The 22,105-nt window shown below is 53.3% G+C and carries 16 protein-coding genes; 5 read left to right on the top strand and 11 right to left on the bottom strand.

Going from position 1 to position 22,105, the window contains the following annotated elements:
* Positions 1–14 precede the first annotated feature (14 nt).
* The 11 genes from FE848_RS17070 to FE848_RS17020 form a co-directional block, all read right to left on the bottom strand.
* Positions 15–788, bottom strand: coding sequence for a M48 family metallopeptidase (locus tag FE848_RS17070; protein ID WP_200205062.1), 774 nt, complete (start codon positions 786–788; stop codon positions 15–17).
* Complete coding sequence (locus tag FE848_RS17065; protein WP_200205061.1) at positions 785–4,066, bottom strand: type I restriction endonuclease subunit R; 3,282 nt, start codon at positions 4,064–4,066, stop codon at positions 785–787. The genes FE848_RS17070 and FE848_RS17065 overlap by 4 nt, the downstream gene beginning before the upstream one ends.
* On the bottom strand, positions 4,063–5,919 hold the full coding sequence (locus FE848_RS17060) for a DUF262 domain-containing protein (protein ID WP_200205060.1): 1,857 nt from the start codon (positions 5,917–5,919) through the stop codon (positions 4,063–4,065). Before FE848_RS17060 ends, FE848_RS17065 begins: the two co-directional genes overlap by 4 nt.
* Complete coding sequence (locus FE848_RS17055) at positions 5,916–7,121, bottom strand: restriction endonuclease subunit S (RefSeq protein ID WP_200205059.1); 1,206 nt, start codon at positions 7,119–7,121, stop codon at positions 5,916–5,918. Before FE848_RS17055 ends, FE848_RS17060 begins: the two co-directional genes overlap by 4 nt.
* Positions 7,111–8,628 (bottom strand): type I restriction-modification system subunit M, encoded by a 1,518-nt coding sequence (locus FE848_RS17050; RefSeq protein ID WP_200205058.1) that lies wholly within the window; start codon positions 8,626–8,628, stop codon positions 7,111–7,113. The genes FE848_RS17055 and FE848_RS17050 overlap by 11 nt, the downstream gene beginning before the upstream one ends.
* 1 nt (position 8,629) lies before the next feature.
* Positions 8,630–9,169 (bottom strand): restriction endonuclease subunit S, encoded by a 540-nt coding sequence (locus tag FE848_RS17045; RefSeq protein WP_200205057.1) that lies wholly within the window; start codon positions 9,167–9,169, stop codon positions 8,630–8,632.
* A 184-nt stretch (positions 9,170–9,353) separates the two neighbouring features.
* Complete coding sequence (locus FE848_RS17040) at positions 9,354–9,812, bottom strand: hypothetical protein (protein ID WP_200205056.1); 459 nt, start codon at positions 9,810–9,812, stop codon at positions 9,354–9,356.
* Complete coding sequence (locus FE848_RS17035; protein ID WP_200205055.1) at positions 9,796–12,231, bottom strand: hypothetical protein; 2,436 nt, start codon at positions 12,229–12,231, stop codon at positions 9,796–9,798. The genes FE848_RS17040 and FE848_RS17035 overlap by 17 nt, the downstream gene beginning before the upstream one ends.
* Entirely contained in the window at positions 12,228–13,538 is a 1,311-nt protein-coding gene (locus tag FE848_RS17030) for a tyrosine-type recombinase/integrase (protein WP_200205054.1), read from the bottom strand. The genes FE848_RS17035 and FE848_RS17030 overlap by 4 nt, the downstream gene beginning before the upstream one ends.
* A 268-nt stretch (positions 13,539–13,806) precedes the next feature.
* Positions 13,807–15,195 (bottom strand): tyrosine-type recombinase/integrase, encoded by a 1,389-nt coding sequence (locus FE848_RS17025; protein WP_200205053.1) that lies wholly within the window; start codon positions 15,193–15,195, stop codon positions 13,807–13,809.
* A 272-nt stretch (positions 15,196–15,467) separates the two neighbouring features.
* Positions 15,468–15,941: a hypothetical protein gene (locus FE848_RS17020; protein WP_200205052.1), complete on the bottom strand. Its 474-nt coding sequence runs from the start codon at positions 15,939–15,941 to the stop codon at positions 15,468–15,470.
* 487 nt (positions 15,942–16,428) lie between these two features.
* Between FE848_RS17020 and FE848_RS17015 the strand changes: the two genes are divergently transcribed.
* The 5 genes from FE848_RS17015 to FE848_RS16995 all read left to right on the top strand — a co-directional run bounded on the left by FE848_RS17015 (position 16,429) and on the right by FE848_RS16995 (position 22,089).
* Complete coding sequence (locus FE848_RS17015) at positions 16,429–18,591, top strand: phage tail sheath family protein (protein ID WP_200205051.1); 2,163 nt, start codon at positions 16,429–16,431, stop codon at positions 18,589–18,591.
* 64 nt (positions 18,592–18,655) lie between these two features.
* Positions 18,656–19,117: a phage tail protein gene (locus FE848_RS17010; protein ID WP_200205050.1), complete on the top strand. Its 462-nt coding sequence runs from the start codon at positions 18,656–18,658 to the stop codon at positions 19,115–19,117.
* 8 nt (positions 19,118–19,125) lie between these two features.
* Positions 19,126–20,604 (top strand): hypothetical protein, encoded by a 1,479-nt coding sequence (locus tag FE848_RS17005; RefSeq protein WP_200205049.1) that lies wholly within the window; start codon positions 19,126–19,128, stop codon positions 20,602–20,604.
* Positions 20,597–21,106, top strand: a complete 510-nt coding sequence (locus FE848_RS17000; RefSeq protein ID WP_200205048.1) for a phage tail protein — start codon at positions 20,597–20,599, stop codon at positions 21,104–21,106. The genes FE848_RS17005 and FE848_RS17000 overlap by 8 nt, the downstream gene beginning before the upstream one ends.
* Positions 21,103–22,089, top strand: a complete 987-nt coding sequence (locus FE848_RS16995; RefSeq protein WP_200205047.1) for a hypothetical protein — start codon at positions 21,103–21,105, stop codon at positions 22,087–22,089. Before FE848_RS17000 ends, FE848_RS16995 begins: the two co-directional genes overlap by 4 nt.
* The last annotated feature ends 16 nt before the right edge of the window (positions 22,090–22,105 follow it).

Genomic DNA, 22,105 nt, shown 5'->3' with positions numbered 1-22,105 from the left:
GATGGTTTTCAGCTTCATAATCCATGAAGGATCACTTCAGCCTGACCATCCAGCCGCTCCTTAACCGAACGCCAATCCGGCATAAACCGGTCCAGCAAGTTGTAAAACCGGGGGCTGTGATTGTGCTCTACCAGGTGGCAAAGCTCGTGGAGCAAGACGTAATCAATAGCTCGGGTCGGCGCTTTGACCAGATGAGGGTTCAGCAGAACGGCGCCGCTGGCCGCACAACTTCCCCATTGCGTCTGCATTGCTACCATGCGCCACTCAGGCGGCGTTTTAAGCCAGGGTAGGGCGTCTACCAAAAGATCTATCCTGCGCTGAAACACATCCGAGGCCCGATCCCGATACCATTGCTGGACGGCCGCCTGTGTGCGTTCTGGGATGAGATCCTTGCCTCGCACTCGCAACTGTCCACCAATGAGTTTGCAGGTTACTTTGCGTTGCTCAGGGTCCTGGATCGTTTTGAGCACGTAACGGCGCCCCAGATACAGCACGCTTTCTCCACTGACCCACTGCCGCGGCAGCACGGCACGATGGCGCTGCTCGATGTCATCTAGGTGCTTCAGAATCCAGCGGGCCCGGCGCTGAACGGCAGCTTTGATTTCGGAAAGGGGAGAGTCCTCCGGGGCATCCACCTGAACTTTCCCATTTGGATGAACGTGGACCCGTATGGATCGCCGCTGATATGTCGGCAGGTAGCAGAGGTGGTAACGAAACTCCCGATCGCCGTAGCGGGCGCGGTGCTCCGTTGGCTGCCCGTGTTGGACTGACTCAACAGTCGTCGTCACTTGACCACTCCATTGCGTAGAATCTGCACCACTTCATCGAGCACTGCTTTGGCCTTGTCGAGGCCCACCAGGGAGAACAGGCGGGGCAGGAGGTTTTTGCGCACGTCTTGTTCGATACCGACCGGGTTCAGGGAGTTTTCGGCTACGGCACGATTCACGACCTTGTCGATCTCGAACGCCTCCTCGATCAACTGGTCACCTTTTTCCGCTTCCAGCGTATCGAATTCCTTAGCCAATACTAGCCTAAAGGCGCCGTAATAGGCCTGAGCATGTTTGTTTCCATCAAAGGCTCTGACGGGAAGATCCGGGACATCGCGCTCTTCCACCATCTTCTCCAGGTCGCTGAACATACGGAACTGGGCTTTATAGTCAAACATGGCCTCCGCTTTCTCGATGGCCTCCTTCAGCAGGGCAGAGAAGACTTTCTGGGCGTAAGGGTCGTCGCCTAGGCGCTCCTCAATGGTCTTTTTCGTGCGCGTTTTGATTTTGTCGGTTTCATTGCGGGCTTTGTCATCGGACCAATAATCGGGATTGGTCTCGCCGATGGACTCGATGACCACCGGCTCATCGCTTTTTTTGACGTCGATACCGGTCACATAGCGATCGATCAAGTCGCGGATTTGCCCTTCATAGGCCGAGTAATCTACGGTCTCCTGTGCATCCAGCCGAACCGTTTTCCGTAACTCCGAGAACCATTTCAGATCCTGCTTGTAGCGCCGGATATCCGCCTCTGTGAAGGCCTTGTCGTCAAAGAAGCTCTGACTTGATAGGGCGGTCTTCAGGCACATGCCGAATTCAGTCACTGCCTCATAGAAGTCCTCGCGCAGTGCCTGCCGAACATCAACCTCCATTCCGTCAGGGTCTGTTTCGTACTTCGGCATGAAGACTTGCCGGTATTGCTCCTGATCGAGCTTGTTGTCGATGTAGGTGAAAAAGCTCCACAGCTTTTCGCGCAACGCAGGCAGTTTCTTGTACTCGGTATCGACATTGGCGTATAGGCCTTCGATATCCTCGATGGCAAAGCCACCCTGGGTCTGGTCCTCGAAGTTCTGATAGTCGCGGATGGCGGTATCCAGCTCTTTGAGAATGCCACGGTAGTCGATCAAGTAACCGAATGGCTTCTGAGGGTGCAGGCGGTTCACCCTGGCGATGGCCTGGATGAGGTTGTGGCCTTTAAGCTGCTTGTCGATGTAGAGCACCGTATTTCGGGGCTCATCAAACCCGGTCAGGAGCTTGTCCACGACGATCAGGATGTCAGGCGGCCCATCGGTGCCAAAATCCTCGATAACCGCCCTCTCGTAGTCCTGAGGATTTCCTGGCACATTCTTCTTCCACCAATCCTGCACCAGGGGCAGATTGGTCTCGTCCACATCGGTATGGCCTTCCCGGGTATCTGGCGGCGAGATCACGATAGCGCTGGTGACCAGGCCCAGGCTGTCGAGATGTTGTTTGTACCGGATGGCGCTCAATTTGCTGTCTGTCGCGAGCTGACCTTTCAACTCCAGGTGCGCTTTCTTAAAGTTCTCGCTGAAGTGCACGCTGATATCGAACGCGTTGAGCTTGATGCGATCCTGGGCCGTGTAGATCTGGCCCTGCTGTGTGTATTTGCGCTTCAAATCAGATTTCTGGTTGTCTGAAAGCGCTGCGGTGACTTTCTCGAACCAGGTATCAACCGCCTTCTGGTTCACGTCCAGCAGCGGCTTTCGCTCCTCATAGAGCAGGGGAGTGATGGTGCCGTCATCGACCGCGCGCTTCATAGTGTAGGCGTGAATAATGGCGCCGAATCGCTCCGCGGTTTCGCTTTTCTCTTCTTTGAGCAATGGCGTGCCGGTAAATGCGATGAACGAGGCTTTGGGCAGGGCCTGGCGCATCCGTTGATGGTTCTCGCCGCCCTGGCTCCGGTGCCCTTCGTCGACGATCACTATGATGTTTTCAGACGGGTTGTAGCACTCTGGCTGTTTTGCGGCCGATGCGAACTTGTTGATGATGGTAAAAATGATCCGTTCGTTACCCTGGCCGATGCGCTTGGCCAGATCCTTTCCGGAGCGGGTTTTCGCGAGAGAATCGCCGCTTTTCTTGCCCGAGATCTCAGTACCAAAAGCTCCGCCGGTCAGGAACGTCTTGGAGAGCTGTTTTTCCAGATCCACGCGATCGGTGACTACGATAATCCGGCAGTTTTTCAGGGCGTCGCTGAGCAGAAGGGCCCGGCACAAATAAACCATGGTGAACGACTTGCCGGAACCGGTGGTGTGCCAGAGCACGCCGCCCTTGCGCTCGCCCGTGGGTTTGAAGGCCGAGATGCGTTCCAGTAGGGCCTTGATGCCGAAGGCCTGTGGGTACCGGGCTGCGATTTTCCCGACCTTGCGATCGAAAAGAATGAAAAACCGGAGAAACTCCAGAAACCGGTACCGATCGAGCAGGCCTACCAGTAGCCGATCCTGTTCCGTAGGCATGACGGACTGTGACCAGAGCTGCTCGAAGTAGGCCCGGATCTTCGGGGGTTTATTCTGGAACAGGGCGTTCTTGTCCGACGCGGACAAAGGCCGGTTCTTGATGCCCTGAACATGCCGGTCATCGAACTCCTCGTCCGTCCACTTCGACCAGAACTTGAGGGGAGTGTGGGTGGTACCGTACCGGCCGTCGTTGCGACTGATCGCGAACAGCAGTTGGGCAAAGGCATAGAGGTAGGGGACTTCATCATTTTTCTGGTTGCGGAGGTGCTGACTGACGCCTTCCTCAACCATGTTCTTGTTGGGATTGCCGGAGGCCGCCTTCTTGGCCTCGATCACCGCCAGGGGAATGCCATTAACGAATGCGACCACATCTGGCCGGCGCGTTTGGGTACCCTGGGTGGACAGAACGTCCATCTCTTCCGTGACATGAAACTCATTGTTGTCCAGGTTTTGCCAGTCGATCAGGTGGATCGTGGGCTGGGCCTTCTTGCCGCCGATAAACTCGGTCACGGTTATGCCAAGGGTCAGCATGTCGTACACGGACTGATTGGCGTCCATCAGGCCCTGGGCCATGGAGGGTGTCGTAACCTCTCGGATCACCTGATCTACGGCCTGCTCGGACAATGGGTACCTCTGCCCCTTAAATTCGAACTTCCGCTGACTCAAAACCCGCTCCAGCACCGGCTTCATCACTACTTCCCGCTGGCTGCCTCGCAGCGCCATGCACTCTGTCGCCGGCAAAAATGTCCAGCCCAGGTTGATCAGGGTCGCCAGGGCCGGAATGTGGCTGGAATGCTGCTCATTCCCTTGAGGGGTGGTGTTCATACTGGCTCCATATCGACCAAGCTCTCGGGCCAGATACGCTCACAGATCATTCGGTACAGCTCCTGCCGCGCTTCAATGTCTGCTTTTTTGAATGTGTCGTGCGGCTTAAAAGGCAGGTTCAACACCTTTCTCAGTTTGAGAAAATTAGGGTTGTTGTCGTAGGCAAGTGGGCAAAGTGATTTCACCAAGAGGTTTTCCTTGATGTAGTGCGCCTTTTTATTCTCATATGGCTGGTCGCCATACGATTGATTAGTCCCTCGGGGCAAAAGAACAAGACCACCGAGTCGGTTACGGTAGTTCTGGAACTCGTGCTCTTGCTCAAACTCGTCTTGATGGCGGGCAAACTTATCCGCCCATATGTGCTCAACTTCAAAAGGCTTGCCGCTAACTGGCTCATAGTAGGTCACGAAGCTGCTACTCATGCCTGCCTGTTGCTCACACCATGCGGTCATGCGGGCTAGCAAGAACTTCACAAAACGTCGGTTCTGGCCGTGCCAACGGAAATTCTCCATGTTGGAAAACGACTCGCTCATGTCCTGTAACTTTTGCCCCAGTAATGCTCTCAGACCGGGCAAATCCTGGCCTCGAATTTCTTTTACCAGGCTGTACATGGTGTAGCGGATTGAGCTGGCTGAAAAATTGCGGAAATTGACTGAACGGCGAACCACGAAAGCCTCAATGTAGGCGGCCACTGTATCAATTTTTTGAACAACGGTTTCATCACTGTCTTGTGGGCTAAGCGCAGCAAGCATCAGTGGAAAGCTCAGTGTTGGGGCAATGCCCCACCGAGAGATATAGAACACATGCTCCAACCCAGGAACAAGGTCATATTCTGCGTCCAAAATGCGAATGTAGGTCTTGTAGTAAAAGCGGAAGTCATCCTGAACGAACCGCTCGAAAGAGTTACCGTCGGTTGCATCCAGACCAATTTTAGAAAGGTTGTCGCGCACCCAACTGTGAAAACGGGTGCCGATTTTCTCGAAGTCCTCGTTTTTGGAACCGGCCTTACCAGGACGAATGCTTTCAGCATAACGCGCTCTTAACCACGACTGGAAAAAGCGTTGATCCTCATCCTTGTCATAGGATTTGAGCTCAAGCATGGCCTGTTTCCAGAAATTGTTGGCTTTCTTGCGCTTCTCGGTGCTTTCGAACCGCGACAGGATATAGCCCTTCAGCATTTCAGAGGGGGTCAGGTTCAGGCCACGGTCATTCATCGTCTCAAAGATGGTATAGGCGTTTTCATCGGAGTAGGCGATGATCTCGACCATGATCACGTTGTACCTGAGCCAATCTACAAAGAATGGAAAAGCATCGTTTTTCAGTTCATCGGGGAACGCCCTCTCGATGTCCTGATACCGCTCAGCCATATTGCGAGTCGATTCATCGTCGGTGTCGTCTGGGGCGTACTCACCGTTATTGAACAATCTCTCCAGACACGGAATACGCTCCTCAACCGTAATGTTGAAGGACTTGCTGCCACGTAGCTCCGAGAAGATCATAGGCTCGATCTTCTCATTAAACGGGAGCTCCTTCTGGAGGTTGTTCAGGTAGATCAAAAACAGCGTTAACGAGGTTAAACGCTGCTGGCCGTCGATAATGCTGCGTTTGCCGTCTTTGCTGCTGACAACGAAGGGGCCAAGGTAGTAGTTATTGTACAGCTCCCCCTGTTCGCGTTTGTCGCCAGGGGTGTACTCGCTAAGAAAAGCTGATGTTAGGTCTGTCACCAGAACTTCGATGTGTTTCTCACCCCAGCTGTACTCCCGCTGAAAATAATCGACGGTATACTTTTGTTCGTTCAGCACATCAAAAAGGTTGCGATGACGGGCCTCGATTTTGTTTTCTAGCTTGCTCATGCAGCCTCCGTTTCTGCGTTCACCCGACGCTTGCCAGTCAGGAGCTCTTGCATCAGGGCTTTCTTTTCTTGTTTGAGACAATCAAGTTTGACCTTGAGAGCACTAATTTCAAAGTCTGAGATTAGCAGTGTCTTTCCTATCGCCGCCTGCTCTGTTTTTGGAGGAACCATCCATTCTATCTTCTTGAAATGGGTGTACTTGAGATTCCATGTATCCGAAACAAGCCCCTGTGAGCGGCGATAGAAAACGTGGACCATGGCCGGCAGCTTAAATAAGTAAGAAAAGAACAAAGAGTCCGCCTCTTTGATTGGTGCAAGTATGGTATAGGCAGGGCTGACAACGCCATCCTTGTCCGAAAGGCTTGACCTGCCTTGCCACATTCGCATGGTGTTGTAGCCAATATCACCTGGGCAGATACGTTTGTACTTGGATTTATCGGCATTCGAGGTATCCTTTCGCCCACTTTCATCCTGATAGATAACGCCTTCGTTTGAGGTAATGGAAAGCAGGGGTGAGTTGTCAGTGCCACTCTCGTTACGTTCAGCAAAGAGGTCACCGAGGCATCTAACGCTCCACTCCCCCTCAAACCCCGGCAACCTTTTCTTCCCGGTCAGCAATTGCTGCATCAACCCTTTCTTCCGCTGCTGGCTGCTCTCAAGCAGGCGCTCGGTGGCAGTGATGGCCTGATCCCAGGTGGAAAGGATCTGGGCGATCTTTTTTTGTTCGGGGAGGGGGGGGAGGTAAATCGGAGTATTTTCCAGAACTCCTTTGTTTATTTTCACCATTGAGGCGCTGCTTCCAGCTGCGCTATTTTTGAAATATCGACGAATGTCAGAGCTCTTCAGCTTATGCTCAATAAAATCAGGGTTGGCATACGCTGGATTAATCCGAAACCGCATCATCAAGTCCGGGTAAGAGCACTGAGGGACTTCCCCCTTATACATAATCGATCGGCCGACCTTATCTGGCGTGTTCGACCTGCTCACCAAAAAATCCCCTGAATACAGTAGGGCCCCTCTTACTTTTTCTGTGGGCTCAACAGGTTTTATTTCTTTGGGGTTAAAGCGGTCATCCCCTAATGCTCCAAGGCCTAGAACCCAATACCCTGTTTCCTCCTCACACGCTATTGGTGAGTATCCATTTTTGACTGCCCCTTCAAGAAGAGTCTTGAGCTTTGTCGTGCTCCATCCCTCAGGCACCATAACCCAACTCCCTCAGATACCCATCCATCTGCTCGTTCAGCTTTGCAATCTCGGCCTCAATGTCCTTCCGCTCTGCTTGCACGGCCATTAGGTCGATCTCTTCCTCTTCCTCGAAGGTGTCCACGTAGCGGGGGATGTTGAGATTGAAGTCGTTCTCCTGGATCTCCTCCAGAGTGGCCAGATAGGCGTACTTTTCGAGGTTCTCGCGCTGCTTGTAGGTGTCGACCACCTTGGAGATGTTCTCATCGGACAACTGGTTCTGGTTCTTACCGGCCTTGAACTCGCGGCTGGCGTCGATGAACAGCACGTTGTTGTCCGTCTTGTCCTTACGGAACGCCAGTACCGCTGCCGGGATGCCGGTGCCGTAGAACAGTTTCTCGGGCAGGCCGATGACGGCATCCAGAAGGTTCTCCTCGATCAGCTTCTGCCGAATCTTGCCTTCGCTGGAGCCCCGGAACAAAACGCCGTGGGGTACGACCACCGCCATACGGCCGGTCTTCGGCTTCATCGTTTCGATCATGTGCAGGATGAAGGCGTAGTCACCCTTGGTCTTGGGCGGTAAGCCCCGACGGAACCGGCCATAGGGATCACTCTCGGCACCCTCAACCCCCCACTTCTCCAAAGAGAAGGGCGGGTTGGCTACTACGATGTCGAAGTGCTTCAGGCCGCCGTTCTCATCGAGCAGCTTAGGGTTACGGATGGTGTCGCCCCATTCCAGCTTGTGGTTGTCAATCCCGTGCAGAAACATGTTCATTTTGGCCAGGGCCCAGGTGCTGCCGATGGCCTCCTGACCGAACAGGGCGAAGTTCTTGGAGCCGTCGTTGCCCTTGCGGATCTGGTTGGCGCATTTCAGCAAAAGGGAGGCGGAACCGCAGGCCGGGTCGCATATCTCGTCGCCTTCCTTCGGTTCGACGATTTCCGCCATCAGCTCTGAGACTTCCGGCGGGGTATAGAACTCACCGGCCTTTTTGCCGGAGGTGGCCGCAAAGTTCTTGATCAGGTATTCGTAGGCGTTGCCTATGACATCCAGCTTCCCGATTCGGCTGGGGCGCAGGTTGAGCTCTGGCCGGGCGAAGTCTTCAAGCAGATGCCGGAGAATATCCTGTTTGTGCTTCTCATCTCCCAGCTTGTTGGAGTTGAAGCTGATGTCCTGGAATACGTCGGCCAGCTTGACAATGTTGGCCTCTTCGATGGCATGGAGAGCTTTATCGATGCGCTCGCCATTGCCCGGTTCATGTCGATGCTCATGCAGGGAATAGAAGCCAGCACTCTGAGGGAGGACGAAACGCTCGTTCTTCATCAATTCCTGGATCAGTTCCGGAGTGTCGCCATACTGTTTTTTGTAGGTGTCGTAATGGTCCTGCCAGACGTCCGACAGGTATTTCACGAACAGCATTGTGAGCACGTAGTCCTTGTAGATACTGGGATCTACGGTGCCCCGGAAGGTATCGCAGGCGTTCCATACCGCTTTGTTGATTTGATCCTGCTTGATGGCATCGTTACTCATATCAGTTCTCTGTGGTCGTATCAGGACGAAGTAATTGTTGGCCGACAGCATCAACCATGCGTTGCCGGTTATCGATTAGTTTTTGGTAAAGCTCTATTTCACGGGTGGCGGCATCGGCTAGTTTTACCATCCGCTTTTGCCGCTCAATAGATGGCACCATGATGGGGAGGCTGCCCAACTGGGATTTGGTGATACTCGGCGCCACGGAGCCCTGGGAGCACGCAGCAAAGTATCGCTGGGCATCCACGTGGTTTAGCTGCCACGCCAGGAATTCCGGCATCAGGTTGTAGGCATCAGGCTTGAGCCGGATGTGGTAGAAATTTGGGGTGCAGACGGTGTTGTGGGGCAATTCAGCGACCAGGGCAGCGTCATTCCGAGTGCCTTTGGCCATAAAAATGATGTCGCCTGGCCAGAGATAATCCGGCCGTTTTCGGCCGGGCAGGGTAACACGATCCAAAGTTGTGCCCAGCTTGTCTGTCAGCGGCTGGCCCACAACAAGGTGCCGATACTGGACGACGAAGGTGTTTCCGCGTTCCTGCAACGGGAGCTTCCCGCGAAACGGATACCCGGGCTGGATTGAGGCCAAATCTTGTAACAGGAGCGACCCTTTTCGTGCGCGGTCCATGCAGTATGCTCAATGATGCATTTTATGTGTGCAGCGTAGTTACTGCTGCATCATTTGGCAAGATGCATTTCGCTATCCGATCTTGCCCTCAGTTTAGAGGTTATTCTTCTTTTAAACTGGCTCCATTGCGCCCGACATAGGCTTCAAGCAGGTGCGGCGCCAAAAGCTTCTCTATGGGAACAGGGGAGGTCGACTCAATGTGCCGTACCATGTCAATGATCGTCGAGATATTCCCATCCAACTTGCTCTTTAAAGCCCTGATTTCAAGCTGGCTTTCCTCGTAACGCTGTTTATAACCGGCTCGGGTTCGTCCTTGCTTTGCGCTGTTTTTGTCACGGGCGCTTTTTATGCCGGCACGCTCCATCTGCAGGTTGGCGTAACGATCAATTAGTGGCCGGCGGCTGCTCAATGAGCTGAGTTTGCCTTTGATAATGGTCTTCGAAACAAGTCTTTTGTGGAGGGCCGCCGGTGTGATTGGCGCCTCTTCGTAGCCGGACGCCAACATCAGCATCAATTCGTGCTCGATGGCCTTGGTCAGCTTTTCACCTTGCAGCGCCATGACTTTCCTCCTGAAACTGATTTGAGCCGGGCAGGGCGGCCGCAAAGCGGTCTGCCAGGGTTTCCGGGCGAGATACGTTATGGAGTAACCCCGACGGGAATACCTGCAAGACGAGGTTCTTGTCGCGGGCTTCTCGGGCACGCTCGACGGTAATTTTCATTTGGTTCGTCATCTCACGACTTTCCTTAAGTGCCTCTTCGTAAGCGGGGTCGTTTGCTTGGTGCCGCTCAAGCTGCTCCAGATGCGCTGCCATGTTCGTGTAGTTGCGCTCCAGCCCCTCCAGTTCGCCCGGGCGGCCCGTTGCAAGGAGATTGCCACAACCGCCGCCCTGGAGGCATTTGAGCTTCTTGGGGCAACCGTGGAGTGCCAGGTTGCGGGTGCAGGCACCGTTCACCACCAGATGAAAATCCCGGCCGTGGGTTTCAATGAAGGTTTGTGCATGCTCGGGACCTTCCTGGGTTTTAGTAAGGTTGTAGTCGTTTTGTAACTCGCCGACCAAAACGTCGGCATCCAGGGCCGCGGAAACATAGTTCAGTGTTTGCTCTTCGGTGTCGAAGGCGTGAAACGCCTGGCGTACGGGGTGCTCGAGATCCTGCGGGGCGGCCTTAGCAATGCCGAAGTCCTGTACCAGTTCGGTGAGCAGGGTGTCGCCGAGTTCAGCCAGGGCAGAGGCAGAACTTGCGGTACCCTCAGGCGCGGCATCGCCATGTTGGTTGGTGCTTGGCAGGGGAGTTTTTCGGTATTCGATCAACCGCTTTTGGGCAGACTGGCGCTCGTTTTCCGTGAGGTGTTGGTAATAGCGGTTCTGTGTGATGTCCATCCTGCCCATGATCATGGCCTGCAGATGCTCTGACACACCGGCTAACGCTAAAAACGTGTTCAGGTTGTGGCGCGGATGGTGGGACTTCCACTCGATACGGCCACCGTTTTCCTCTGTGTACTCCCGGACATCGAAAACGCTTTTATTGGCTGCGTTTCCCCCGATGAAGGCATTCAGATCGACGAGTTTCATCGGCTGCACGGCGGGCAGCACTCGAGCACCACGGGCCAGACCGATGGGGCTGCTGGGGCCAACTAAAAGCAGTTCGTCGATTCGCATGGTGACGCGGCGTTGGCCGACCAGGAATTCGTAATTAATCGGGTTTGCCGGATCCGGCAGATACGATCGCACCACTTCCTCGACATCGGAAAAACTGTATATGGGCTCTTGAACCGTACCCCGGGCAACCCCGGGTTTGGTCTGAAATCCGATAGGCGAGAGCTCTCTGGCTTTAACCCAACTGCGAACGCCATTTTGGAGGCGCTGGTAGAGAGGGCGTTTATCTTTCGTCTCGGTGTATCGAACGTTACTTTCGATGATGTGGTTGATCAGGTCCGACTCCGTAACGGTGGATTCATTCCAGTTCAGGATGTGCTTTCCGCCCGATTCAACGATCCACCGAGCGTGCTGATGAAACGGGTTCGTCAGTTCGAGAATTCGAAGATAAGCCCGCCTGGCAATTGGCGCGGCATTGCTTTCAAACCAGTGAATGCGGTTTTCAGCATGCTTCTCGGCGTAATAGCGGATTCCGTGCTGCTCCATTGGTGAGCCGTCTACTGCATTTAATGGCACCCCCGTCTCTTTGCTTTGCAAAGGGCGGGTAACCCAGCAATCTCGGGGGAGGAAAAGCACTTCATCGCCTCGCAGACCGGTGCAGAATAGGAGGTCCACCACCCGGCAACCCAGCTCTTCCCAATAGTGGCGAGGGCTGGTCGTGATCGCTGCAAAGCCTTTCAGAGCGGCGAACGTGATCAGCCTTTGTTCGTCGTCATCTCGGGATCGGTCATCAACCACACCTTCCTCTACTGCTTTCCGTGCGACTTTACCGCGGTTCTTTTTGTTATCCGCTGTGTGTTTGTGCTCGTACTGTGGCGCCGTCAACGTCAGGCCTTCCTGGATCAGCAGCCGCTGGACGATATTCGCATTCGTCATGGCATCGAAGACGTTCTTGTAGCCCACAGAGACGAGCGTTTCGTCGATGTACTGGAAGACCGATGTGTCGATGTAGATTGGATTGGTCTGCTGGCGAGTCGCTCTGAGGGCAACATAGATGCGTTTCAGAGTCAGATGGGTGAGCAGCAGGCTCTGGGGTGAAGGCTTTCTATGGGCCGAGGCTTGTTCATACTGATGAACCACAACTGCTTTGATGAAATCGACATAATCCCTGTCGGCGATCACCTGGCTCTCAAATCCCTTCATGCGGGAAATTTCGGTGTGCGCCATAGAGCTTTTTCCCGCTCGAATGGATAGCCAACCAGTGCTTTGATTACCCCAGGTCGTCGCGCTCCAGGGTTGCCGGGTAACGGGCTCGATCTCGGCCTCGTAATAGTCCCGACGGGCCTGGATGAAGCGCTGGATATTCTCGATAACCTGCTTCATTGGCAGCCCTTCCGATTCTTGCAGTGGTTAATCACTACCTGAACCTCGGCAATCACGCCCTCGAGCTGCAGAACGGCAGGGTTTCGGTGTGTTTGGCCGGCAGCGTCTGAAATCGCAAGTTGACTCGCAGCCTCCGCCTTCAACCCGTCTCTGACGCCGGCGTGATCTCCATCAAGGAAGGGATTGAAGTCGCTGCAGCCATAACAACTCCGGACCGGTTCAAAATCGCAGGAACTGGAACTGCATCCACCAATGCCTGTAAATAAACGGTTATCGACCATGCCCGCGACTTTCCGGCCGCGCCAATTGGATTCCTCGCCGATTTCACCAGTGAGAATCATGCCCATCATTTCCTGGTAGGCCGCGTTTTCACCAAGAGCTTTTTGTTTGATCACCGCCAATTCCGGCGTTGCGGCTATGTAGTGACGGGCCGCCACGGTGCTGCTGTGGCCAAGCACTCGGGCAATCTGATCGGCCGATGCGCCAGACATCGCCAGACTATGGCCTACGTGGTGGCGGAAATCATAGGCCGTCAGGTGAGGGAGGTGGCGCAGGAAATCCTTGAGCTCGGCGGTTTCTGGCATTGGGCCTACGAAATTGCGGGCGGCCCAGGCACGCAGCCTGGAGTTGATTAAGCCGTCAAAAGTGGTTGCTAGTGAGATGTCGCCATCAACCCGGCGAAGCAATTGACCATTTGCCAAATCTGGCCGGGATCGATTGAGAAGTTCTGCAATGATGCTGCCAGCCTCGGGACTCACATCTAACTCGAACGGCACTCTCGCGACCCGTTTGGCTTGCTTTGCTGCCGGAACGGTAATTGAAAAATATCGGAAGTCTCGATTCCTGAAGTCCTCTTCTTTCAATTTATAGAGCTGAGTAGGGCGCATGCCCGTCTCGAGACAGAGCACCAGGGAAGCCAGCCCCAGCAGATCTGAGGTCGACATAAGGCCCAAGCGATTTATGTCGCGCCCGATTCCCATTTCTACAAACCGCAGAATCGCAGGCTTTAGTTTGATTTCGAGATCGTAATAGGCTTGCCAATAATCTGGTCCAACCGGGGGTGACAACTCATCCAGTAGATACAAATCATCAACGCTGAACCCCGGGAGGTCGTATTCGCAACACAACGCAATCAGTCGCTTTAATGGGTAGAAGAGCTCACGATCGCGGGCGCTCCTCAGATAACTAAGACAAGAGCCCGTCTCGAAGCTCGATATATTGCGAATTAGTTCCTTGGCCGCGAGAACCATTTTGTAGGTGTAGCCGGCAGAATAGGAAGAAAGGAATCTGGCACTGGCCCACTTCATGAATTGGACAAACTCATCTGCATGGAGCAATTCCGAGCGTCCAACCGGTTGGGAGAGTCTCTCGAAATCTAGCGAATAATGCGTGCCGCCTGAGACTACCTTCCAAATCTCGGCTGAGGTGTCCAACACCTGAGTATCGTTCTGGTCAGTCGCGTAGAGAGATATGAACCTACGGGTGTAGAGGCCCGAAATTGCGGCGGTGAATTCATGTGTGAAAATCCTTTTCGAGGCCTGCAGGCCCGCTTCCAATGAACTCAAAACTCTCTCCCTACTTAGAGTCCGATAGTCTGTGTTGTTGCCGTAGGCCATTGACCCGCCGGACGTTTGCGTCGTTGGCGCTTTTCGCGATATACCGCGCCGCATATTTTTGTGGCATCGGGCTTGTGTCACTCCAACCACCCAGTTGCCTGAGTCGATCCTTTGCGGCCTCGAAATCACAGCTGTCTTTTTCGACTAGAGCCTGAAACGTCTCAGTGGCCCATGTAAATCGAAACATATGGGGGTTGAGAGTAATTAAAGTCCCTCCAATTTCGGGGCGACAAAGGGAAGGGAAGTGCCGATCCAATGCCTCATAGAGCCGGTCGAAAATTTCTTGAGCTGCTCGTATCGATAAGGGCGCTTGGTTTTTCCTGCTGTTCACTAACAGAAAGGGGTGCGAGGGCTTCCCTCTCAGGTGCTCGACATACATTTCCCACAGGGTTACATCCTCTGGTGCCAACTCCACTAGTCGTTCGGACCAGGAGTTTTTGAGTCGAGGCGGAACTTTCCGGGGGTCACCGTTGCCTTCGTATGTCGTGACAGCCAATGCATGGCCGGTACCAGACTCGTACGGAATAAGACTCCGTGTCCGTAGTAGTAGCAGCTCACCGAGTCGCAATCCGTAGTTTGATAGAAGCCGAATAACCAAATAGTTTCGAATCTGAACCTTGGCGATCTGAGAGCTGTCCGGATGTTTCTGCCAAGGATTCAGAGTGTTGGCCAAACGAGATGTTGATGGCCTAGCACAAAGAACGATCGCATCCATTTCCTGTTTGGTCAGGCTTCGTTCTCGGACGATGACCTGCGTGCCTGAAGTGTTCTTGAACGATTGCCTGCTTCGGACACTGAGGCGACCACAGGCATCTCGACGCGCTGATTGAAAGCGAAAGCGATAACTGTCGAACAGGGATTTTTGTTCACGCGAGTTGAGCCCTGTGTAACGACTAGAAACATACCGCTTTACAAGAAAGAGGAAGAACTGCGTTAAGGAGCCCAATCGAACATCGAGCGTTGCTGACGAGATAACGAACTGAAGCCCAGTTTCTGCTCCAATGTCGGCATGTCGCTGGCCGCCATTGATATATCCAGTGAAACCGGCGTAATCACTGAGTGCCGCATCTAATGCGTTGAGTGGAGCTAGCAGGCTAGCTCCGTAGGTATCACGCTCAAACACCATTTCATCAAAGGAACGATTGTGTTTAGTTTGCCAATAGTTGTACCACTGGCAAATCGACACCATGTGCTGCTGAACTGTATTAATGGCTCGAGACAAACCCCAGGACTGCAGATAAATCAGAGGCAACAACGCGGGTAGCTCCGTCTCGCGATCTAGAACGACTGCTGTCAGGTGATTGTGGTAAGAAAATCTTGTGAGATGAAACCGATCCTTGGCATCCATTTCCACACGCTCTGGGTGTCATGAACCAACTTTAAAACCGCGCGTAAGAAAAGGGCACCTAATTTTGGCCGTTTTGAGACAAAAGGCCAGAACAAAGGGCTGGAGACAAAACCTAGAAAATCTGGTGAACTAAAATGAACACCGCACCTGGTTTAACATAATATACATTATACGCAGTAGTAACTGTGGGTAAGAACGACGTTCGGTATAGTACTTCGGGTGGAAATCAGAATCTGCCATCTATTCCGGATTCTACTTTAAGTTTGTTAAGTTCATGCCAGTACGTCGTAAATACTTTCGTAATTGCCTGCCACGCGTGACCAAATGGCGACCTGGCCGTCACCTTTTCTCTCTCGGATATCAACGTGCAGCATGTTGCCAGGCTGGGTATCTGTGTAAAGACCAATGCCGGTGAAGCCTACCTGCTTGGCTGTGTCGTAGGCGCGCTGGCGATCAGCGGCGCTTTCCATGTAGCTGTAGTCGCCCGGACGGACTTCAATCAGCGGAAACACATCAACTGCGCGGACTTCACCCCACCTGTCGACGTTATGTTGGCTGGTGCCGTTTGGACCATCGTGTCGACCAATGCCTTTTGAGGCCGGGCTTATCCGAACCGGTGCACCCCAAGCTTCGCGAAAGGCGTCGAGCTTTACTAAAAGATCGGTGTTCATTAAGGAATACCAGTTGCGGAACTCTGAGGGTTTGAAGTACTTCAGAGTTGGGCGTGTTGCGGTTTTGGTTGTCATATTCATTTCCCCTGCCGCCAACAGTGAGTCATGTTGTTTATACTCTTTCGAGTAAAGACCGGTTATGTGTGTAATGCAAGCATATGACTGGCATTCAACCCCGGCCAGACACCAGCCAGGTGTAAAACCAGTAGCCGCAAACATTTCGTTTAAACTTTTCCACTCCTTCATAACTCTTGCGCAAGTTATAACTGATTGTTTGTTAATTAAATAATACAGAATCTGGTCATTTAAATGTCCTTGTTGTCAGGTAAGTGTATGCAAATAGCACATATACACATACATACACATTTAGGTACATTCGGTTACATGGTGAAGGTCAGGGAGTAAACAGACGTCCATCACCTGTACCAGAAGTAAACGGTTATAACGGCTGTAAAATGGAACCAGTCAGAGTTTTTCTGGAAAACGGACTGCCCTCTTTGGCTTAGCTTACGGGCAAGTCCCCCACCCTGCCGGTTCCTTATCTTTTTGTAAGGAGAAGCGCATGTCTAACTATCTGGCACCGGGTGTTTTTGTTGAGGAAGTCAGTTTTCGTTCCCGCTCCATTGAGGGAGTCAGCACCAGTGTTGCGGCCATGGTCGGGCCTACACGGTTCGGGCCAGTTCGGGGCCGCCCTGAGGTTGTAACCAGTTTTGCCGACTTCCGCCGGATTTATGGTGACATCCAGGATCTGACTCTGGGTGGACAGCACACGCTTAATTACACCGCCATCGCTGCAAAGTCCTTCTTCGATAATGGTGGCAAGCTGCTTTACGTAGCCCGCACGGGGAATTTTCCGGATCCCGACAACAGCTTCGGTATTGCCAGCGACACCGACAACCACGTCACTTTCAGTAGCCGTTTTCCAGGTGCTATGGGTAACTTCACTCTGGAGTTTGATTGGCGTGACAGCGAAAACCTGTTGCAAATACAGCCAGTTTCAAGCCCCGCAGTTGACGAAGTCCTCTTTCTTGAAGCCACCGGAGTTACAAGTTCAGCCCGATCAGGGGCTAGCCCTGCTGATGGCGCCTTCCCTGTAACCATCCGCGCGCTGGTACGGCGAGTATCCGATACAGCCTACGCGATACATCAGAACCTCTGCCAGATTACCGATAAAGACGACGCCCCTGTTGATCCAGCCTCTTTCGAGACGAATGCGGAAGGAGAGGCCCTTCTGGAATCTGCTGGACTGTCACGCGATAACACCGAATCGTTGCGTTTCTCAAGGGTCAGTATTCGCCAGCCGGCATCAGGCAGTCTTGATGGTGGCGCTTTCGGCGCGCTTAGCTTCTCAGCACCAACTGACCTAAGTGCCTTTTATGAAGGTGATCACTGGGGTGACCGGAACACGTTGCTAGGTGCCATCAATACTGAAGGAACCAGTTTCCAGATTAATAGCGAACTGAATGAGGGGGTCGACAGCAATATTGATTTGCCACTGGCCGCCCTTGCTGCTTCTGCGGACACTGTGCAAGCAGTAATGGTTCAGCGAACCTTTGACATTGCTGTACACAGCGGCGGGCCAGACGGGCCGATCGTTCACACTTACAGCGGTATTTCTACTGCGCATGATGCGGTTAACAATCTTCCGCACATCCTTCCCTCAGAACCAGATTCCCGAAATGACCAACTCACCAGCCCGGTAGCCTGCGAATTTGCAGATGATATTTCCGCTGGTGAGGTGCTGCTAGCTCTGTACAACATGTTCGATGAAGAGGCTATGAACCCCAGCGGCCTCTCGGTTGAAGGCCCTCGTTTTCTGATTACCCTTGAAGGCGGTTCTGACGGCGACGCGCCTCAGGCACTGCACTACGGTGGTGCAACTGATGAAGTGAACGGCAGCAGTGGGTTTGCCGCCCTCGAAGAAGTGGAAGATATATCCATTGTGATGGCTCCGGCTGCGGCAGCTGATCCGAATCAGCATCAGGCAGTGGTGGCAGAAATGCAAAAGCACTGCCGCCGTATGCGTTACCGCATTGGTATTGTAGACAGCAGGGAATCCATGGCGCTTTCTGAAGTGCGGGAGTTTCGCTCCAATTTCAATGACTCGCGACTTGCACTTTACTATCCATGGGTAGTGATCTCCGATCCGCGGGGTATCCGCAAGACAATCAATGTGCCACCCGCAGGCTTTATCGCAGGCATTTACGCCTACACCGATGTTCAGCGCGGAGTGCACAAAACCCCTGCAAACACTCCCGTTATCGGCGCATTGCGCTTTGCGCAGGAGATCAATCAGTTCCAGCAGGAGCTATTGAATCCCACCGGTATTAATTGCCTTCGCTCATTCCCTGGCCGGGGCCACCAGGTATGGGGCGGTCGGACCCTTTCTGATGATCCCGAATGGAAGTACCTGAGTGTGCGGCGCTACTTCCTGTACCTGGAACGCTCCATTGAAAAATCCACCCAGTGGGCGGTGTTTGAGCCCAACGGTGAACGGCTCTGGGAAAACGTGCGCAACGCGGTGGACGCTTTCCTTTTCAATGAGTGGCGTAACGGCCGCCTGCTGGGCTCCGAAAAAACGGCCTGGTTCGTGCGTTGTGACCGCAGCACCATGACTCAGAATGATCTGGACAATGGCCGATTGGTTTGTGAAGTCGGCGCAGCAGCACTTAAACCAGCAGAGTTTGTTGTCTTCCGGGTTGGCCAGAAAACTGCCGATAGTTGATAAACAAGAGCTCAAATGGAATCACCCGAAAATGCTCACCTGAATCTTCAAGAAGGATCGCGATATGGCACAGTACAGAGAAACCCCATACGGCGTTTTCAACTACTTGGTTGATCTGTCGGATTCAGACGCCGGTGAAACTGAGATAGCCGGTGGCTTTTCCGAAGTTTCCGGCCTGAACATGGAAATAACGGTCGCCGAATACCGGGCCGGTAATCATAAATCAAATTACGTTACCAAGGTTCCTGCCATCCACAAATCCGGTGATATCACCTTGAAGCGGGGAGTGATTGGCGCAGAAAACCTCTATAACTGGCTGGACCAGGTGCGGTCCGGTGACGTGACTGCCAAGCGTAACGTGGTGATCAAATTGATGAGCGAGAACCATGGCGAGTTAGCAGTCCAATGGAAGCTTATCAACGCAATGCCCATTAAATGGACTGGGCCAACGCTGACTGCAAAAGGTGGTAGCGACGTTGCCATCGAAGAGTTGGTGCTTGCAGTTGAACACATCACCCAGGATTAGATCGCCTTATGCAAACCCTGTTGGCGTCTCGGATTGAGCTAACCCCTCGCCCCCTCCAGAACAATATTCCGGTTCTGGCCTGTGGTATGGCGGGCCATTGCCCCGGGAGAGTGCGAAAAGAACGGCTTTTTGCTCTCCCTGAGGCAATCAGTGCAATTCGTTCTGCCGGGTTTGATAGCAGGCTCGCTGAATTGGAGAAGGCTGACGAAGCTATTTTTCATTTGCCAATCCCGATAAATTCCAGTGCCGAATTTCATGACATATTCCCGGATGCCGCAACTGCTACAACCAACTATCGAAGCACACTGGCAGGATCAAACGCCTGGCTACCAGGCTGTGTAGATGACTTTTTTGCTAATGGTGGCACGCGCTTATGGGTCGTTGCTGTACCGGAAGATGAAGATCACAATGCATTTCTTCCCGACCCCGGAGTAGCACTTCATAACACAGGTTCTTTACGCGGTATCGCATCCCTTCTGGTGATACCCGAAGTTGGACTGATAGTCCTGCCAGATCTTGAGCGCCTGCAAATTCCGGCAAAACTTCCGGGCGTACCTGCACCGGTCCATACCAGCGAATCAGTGCATTTCGTACCCTGCTCCACTTCATTACCGGTTTCTGAAAGCAGTTTTCAACCATCGTCGCCCCAGCTCAGCGAACCACTCGAAACAGAAGTATTATTGAAGAGTCTTTTGCCCTTGCTGAATCAGCATCGCCCGGACATACAATGGTTGTGGCCGGTCTCACTGTTCTATGATCAGGATCGGCAGATACCCGCAGTCAGCGACAAGGCTCTGAATAAAATCCGCAATATAGCCAATAGCCCCAGTGGCCACAGGCTGCGGCAGCTGCAATTTGTTTTCCCCTACCTGGCCCGAGCCAATGGGCAGCTTTCAAGCCCCAGTGGAGTGCTTGCAGGTGCCCAATCCAGAGTGGCTCAAACTCAGGGCCCTTGGCGATCCATTGCCGGCCAGGTTCTGGTCACCAGCGGCGAGCCTTTCCCGCTACAGTCGATCCCCTCACAAACGGCCTTGAGGAATAATCCGGGAATCAGTGTGTTAACCCGCAAACCTCAGGGCGTGATGTTGGATGATGAGCGTCTCGCTGTTCCCGCGCTGCACCCTGACGACTACAGTTATTTCCAGCAGCAGGACAGGTATGACTCGTTCAGAAGCGCCGAGATCATGCGGTTTCTGGGCCACCTGCGTCGCCAACTAAAACAACTGGGCGAACGCCTGGTGTTTCGCGCTGACCACCGTGATTCTGCTCCCAGGCTGGCTTTGGAAAACTTTCTGCGCCAACTGCATCGTCAAGGTGCACTTCGAGGCGGGCTCCCGGAAGAGGCGTTTTACATAGAGCAAACACAGAGCCAGGAGGGAGTGATCCTCATCGAAGTCATATTGGCCCCCTCGTTGCCCATCGACAGGATTCGCCTTACGTTCACCAACCGATTCGGCGAATGGCAGGGAGAGCTGAAAAATGACTGAATTCGTACCTTTTCGCTTTCTCGTCAACCTGCATGATAGCCGTTCCGGCGATCTGCTGTGCAGTGGGTCCTTCAGCGAAGTTTCCGGTTTTGAGCTAACCATGGAACCAAGAAGCATTGCTGAAGGCGGCCGCAACTGGGGTGAGCATCAAAGAAGCGGTGTTACCCGATTTGCTCCAATGGTTCTGAAGCGCGGGGTTACACACGTAAACGACCTCTGGAGCTGGTTCGATATTACCACTAGAGGGGCAAACTACGGCTACCGTATGCACGGAGAAATCATTCTGCTTGGTAACCCTCTTAAAGAGAGTGGAGGGTACGAATACAACCCGGTAATGACCTGGAAGCTTACTGGCGTATTGGCGACGCGATTCAAAGGACCTGACATGAACGCCACGGCAAGCCAGGTAGCTATTGAAGAACTGCATCTGGTACATGAAGGGCTGGAACTGAAAAGAACTCCAAGCCCCGGTTCGGGAACTGCAACGGAGGGCTCGCAATGAAGCAACCTGAAAGAGGCAGGCTGATACCCGTATCCGGAAAAGAGAATAGCCCCGACCTGGAAAACGCGGTAGACGTGCAATTCAATCCTACAAGTTTGAAGGTTGGGCTCTCCAATTCATTGAATACCGGTGAGCAGCAAAAATCTGGTAAAGCAGCTCAATATGTTTCATCCAGCTCTTCGAATCTCAGCATTGAGTTGATTTTTGATACTACCCTTCCCGATGACTATGTTGGAGAGCAGTCCAGCCAGGACGTTCGGCTTTTAACCCGAAAAATTCCCGACCGGTTCATGAAGCCCGGAGACCTCCTCAACGAAGACACAGAAGACAGGCAGGCACCGAGTCGCTGCCTTTTTCAGTGGGGAGCATTCGAGTTTGTAGGGCTGTTGGAAAGGTTCGATGAGACGTTGGACTTTTTCTCCCCCGAGGGAACGCCGTTAAGAGCAACTGTATCCCTAGCCCTGAAAGAAGACAGCTATCAATTCCGCAACCGTGATGCCGCTGCGACTGAACGGGCTATGCCAACGCTTACTTCAACCGGCAACAACAAACTGACTGGTTCACAAGAAAGCACGCGTCCTGTTTCTGGTGCGAGTGACAGCGAAAAAGGAAACTGGCGCGATACCGCTCTTTACAACGGGGTGGAAAACCCCCGACTGCCATCAGGTAGTGAAATTGCCAACCCTCCCCTTTCCCCTGCCAAAGCGCTGGGGATGGCCAAAAGCCAGACTACCACCGCAGTTAAAAACGCAATGAGCACGACCTCCCCGGCTTTTCGCTATGGAAATTCCTCCAGCCTCGGCAGCGCGATTGAGGGGGCATTCAGCCACAGCCTGAGGGCCGACCTGACAGACGGAGTCAGTGCAGAATCGTTGCGCGCTGCACGGGATCGAAACATTAAGGATTTACGGGAAAACATGGATCAACCCTGGATGGAAGGGCCGCGACGGGCGGCCAGGGATTCAGGTGTTGGGTTTGACTGAACGACACAAGGGCAGC

The organism is Marinobacter sp. 1-3A, assembly GCF_016597775.1.
In the GTDB taxonomy this organism is placed as follows: domain Bacteria; phylum Pseudomonadota; class Gammaproteobacteria; order Pseudomonadales; family Oleiphilaceae; genus Marinobacter; species Marinobacter xiaoshiensis.
This window is presented reverse-complemented; position numbering and strand designations above follow the sequence as displayed.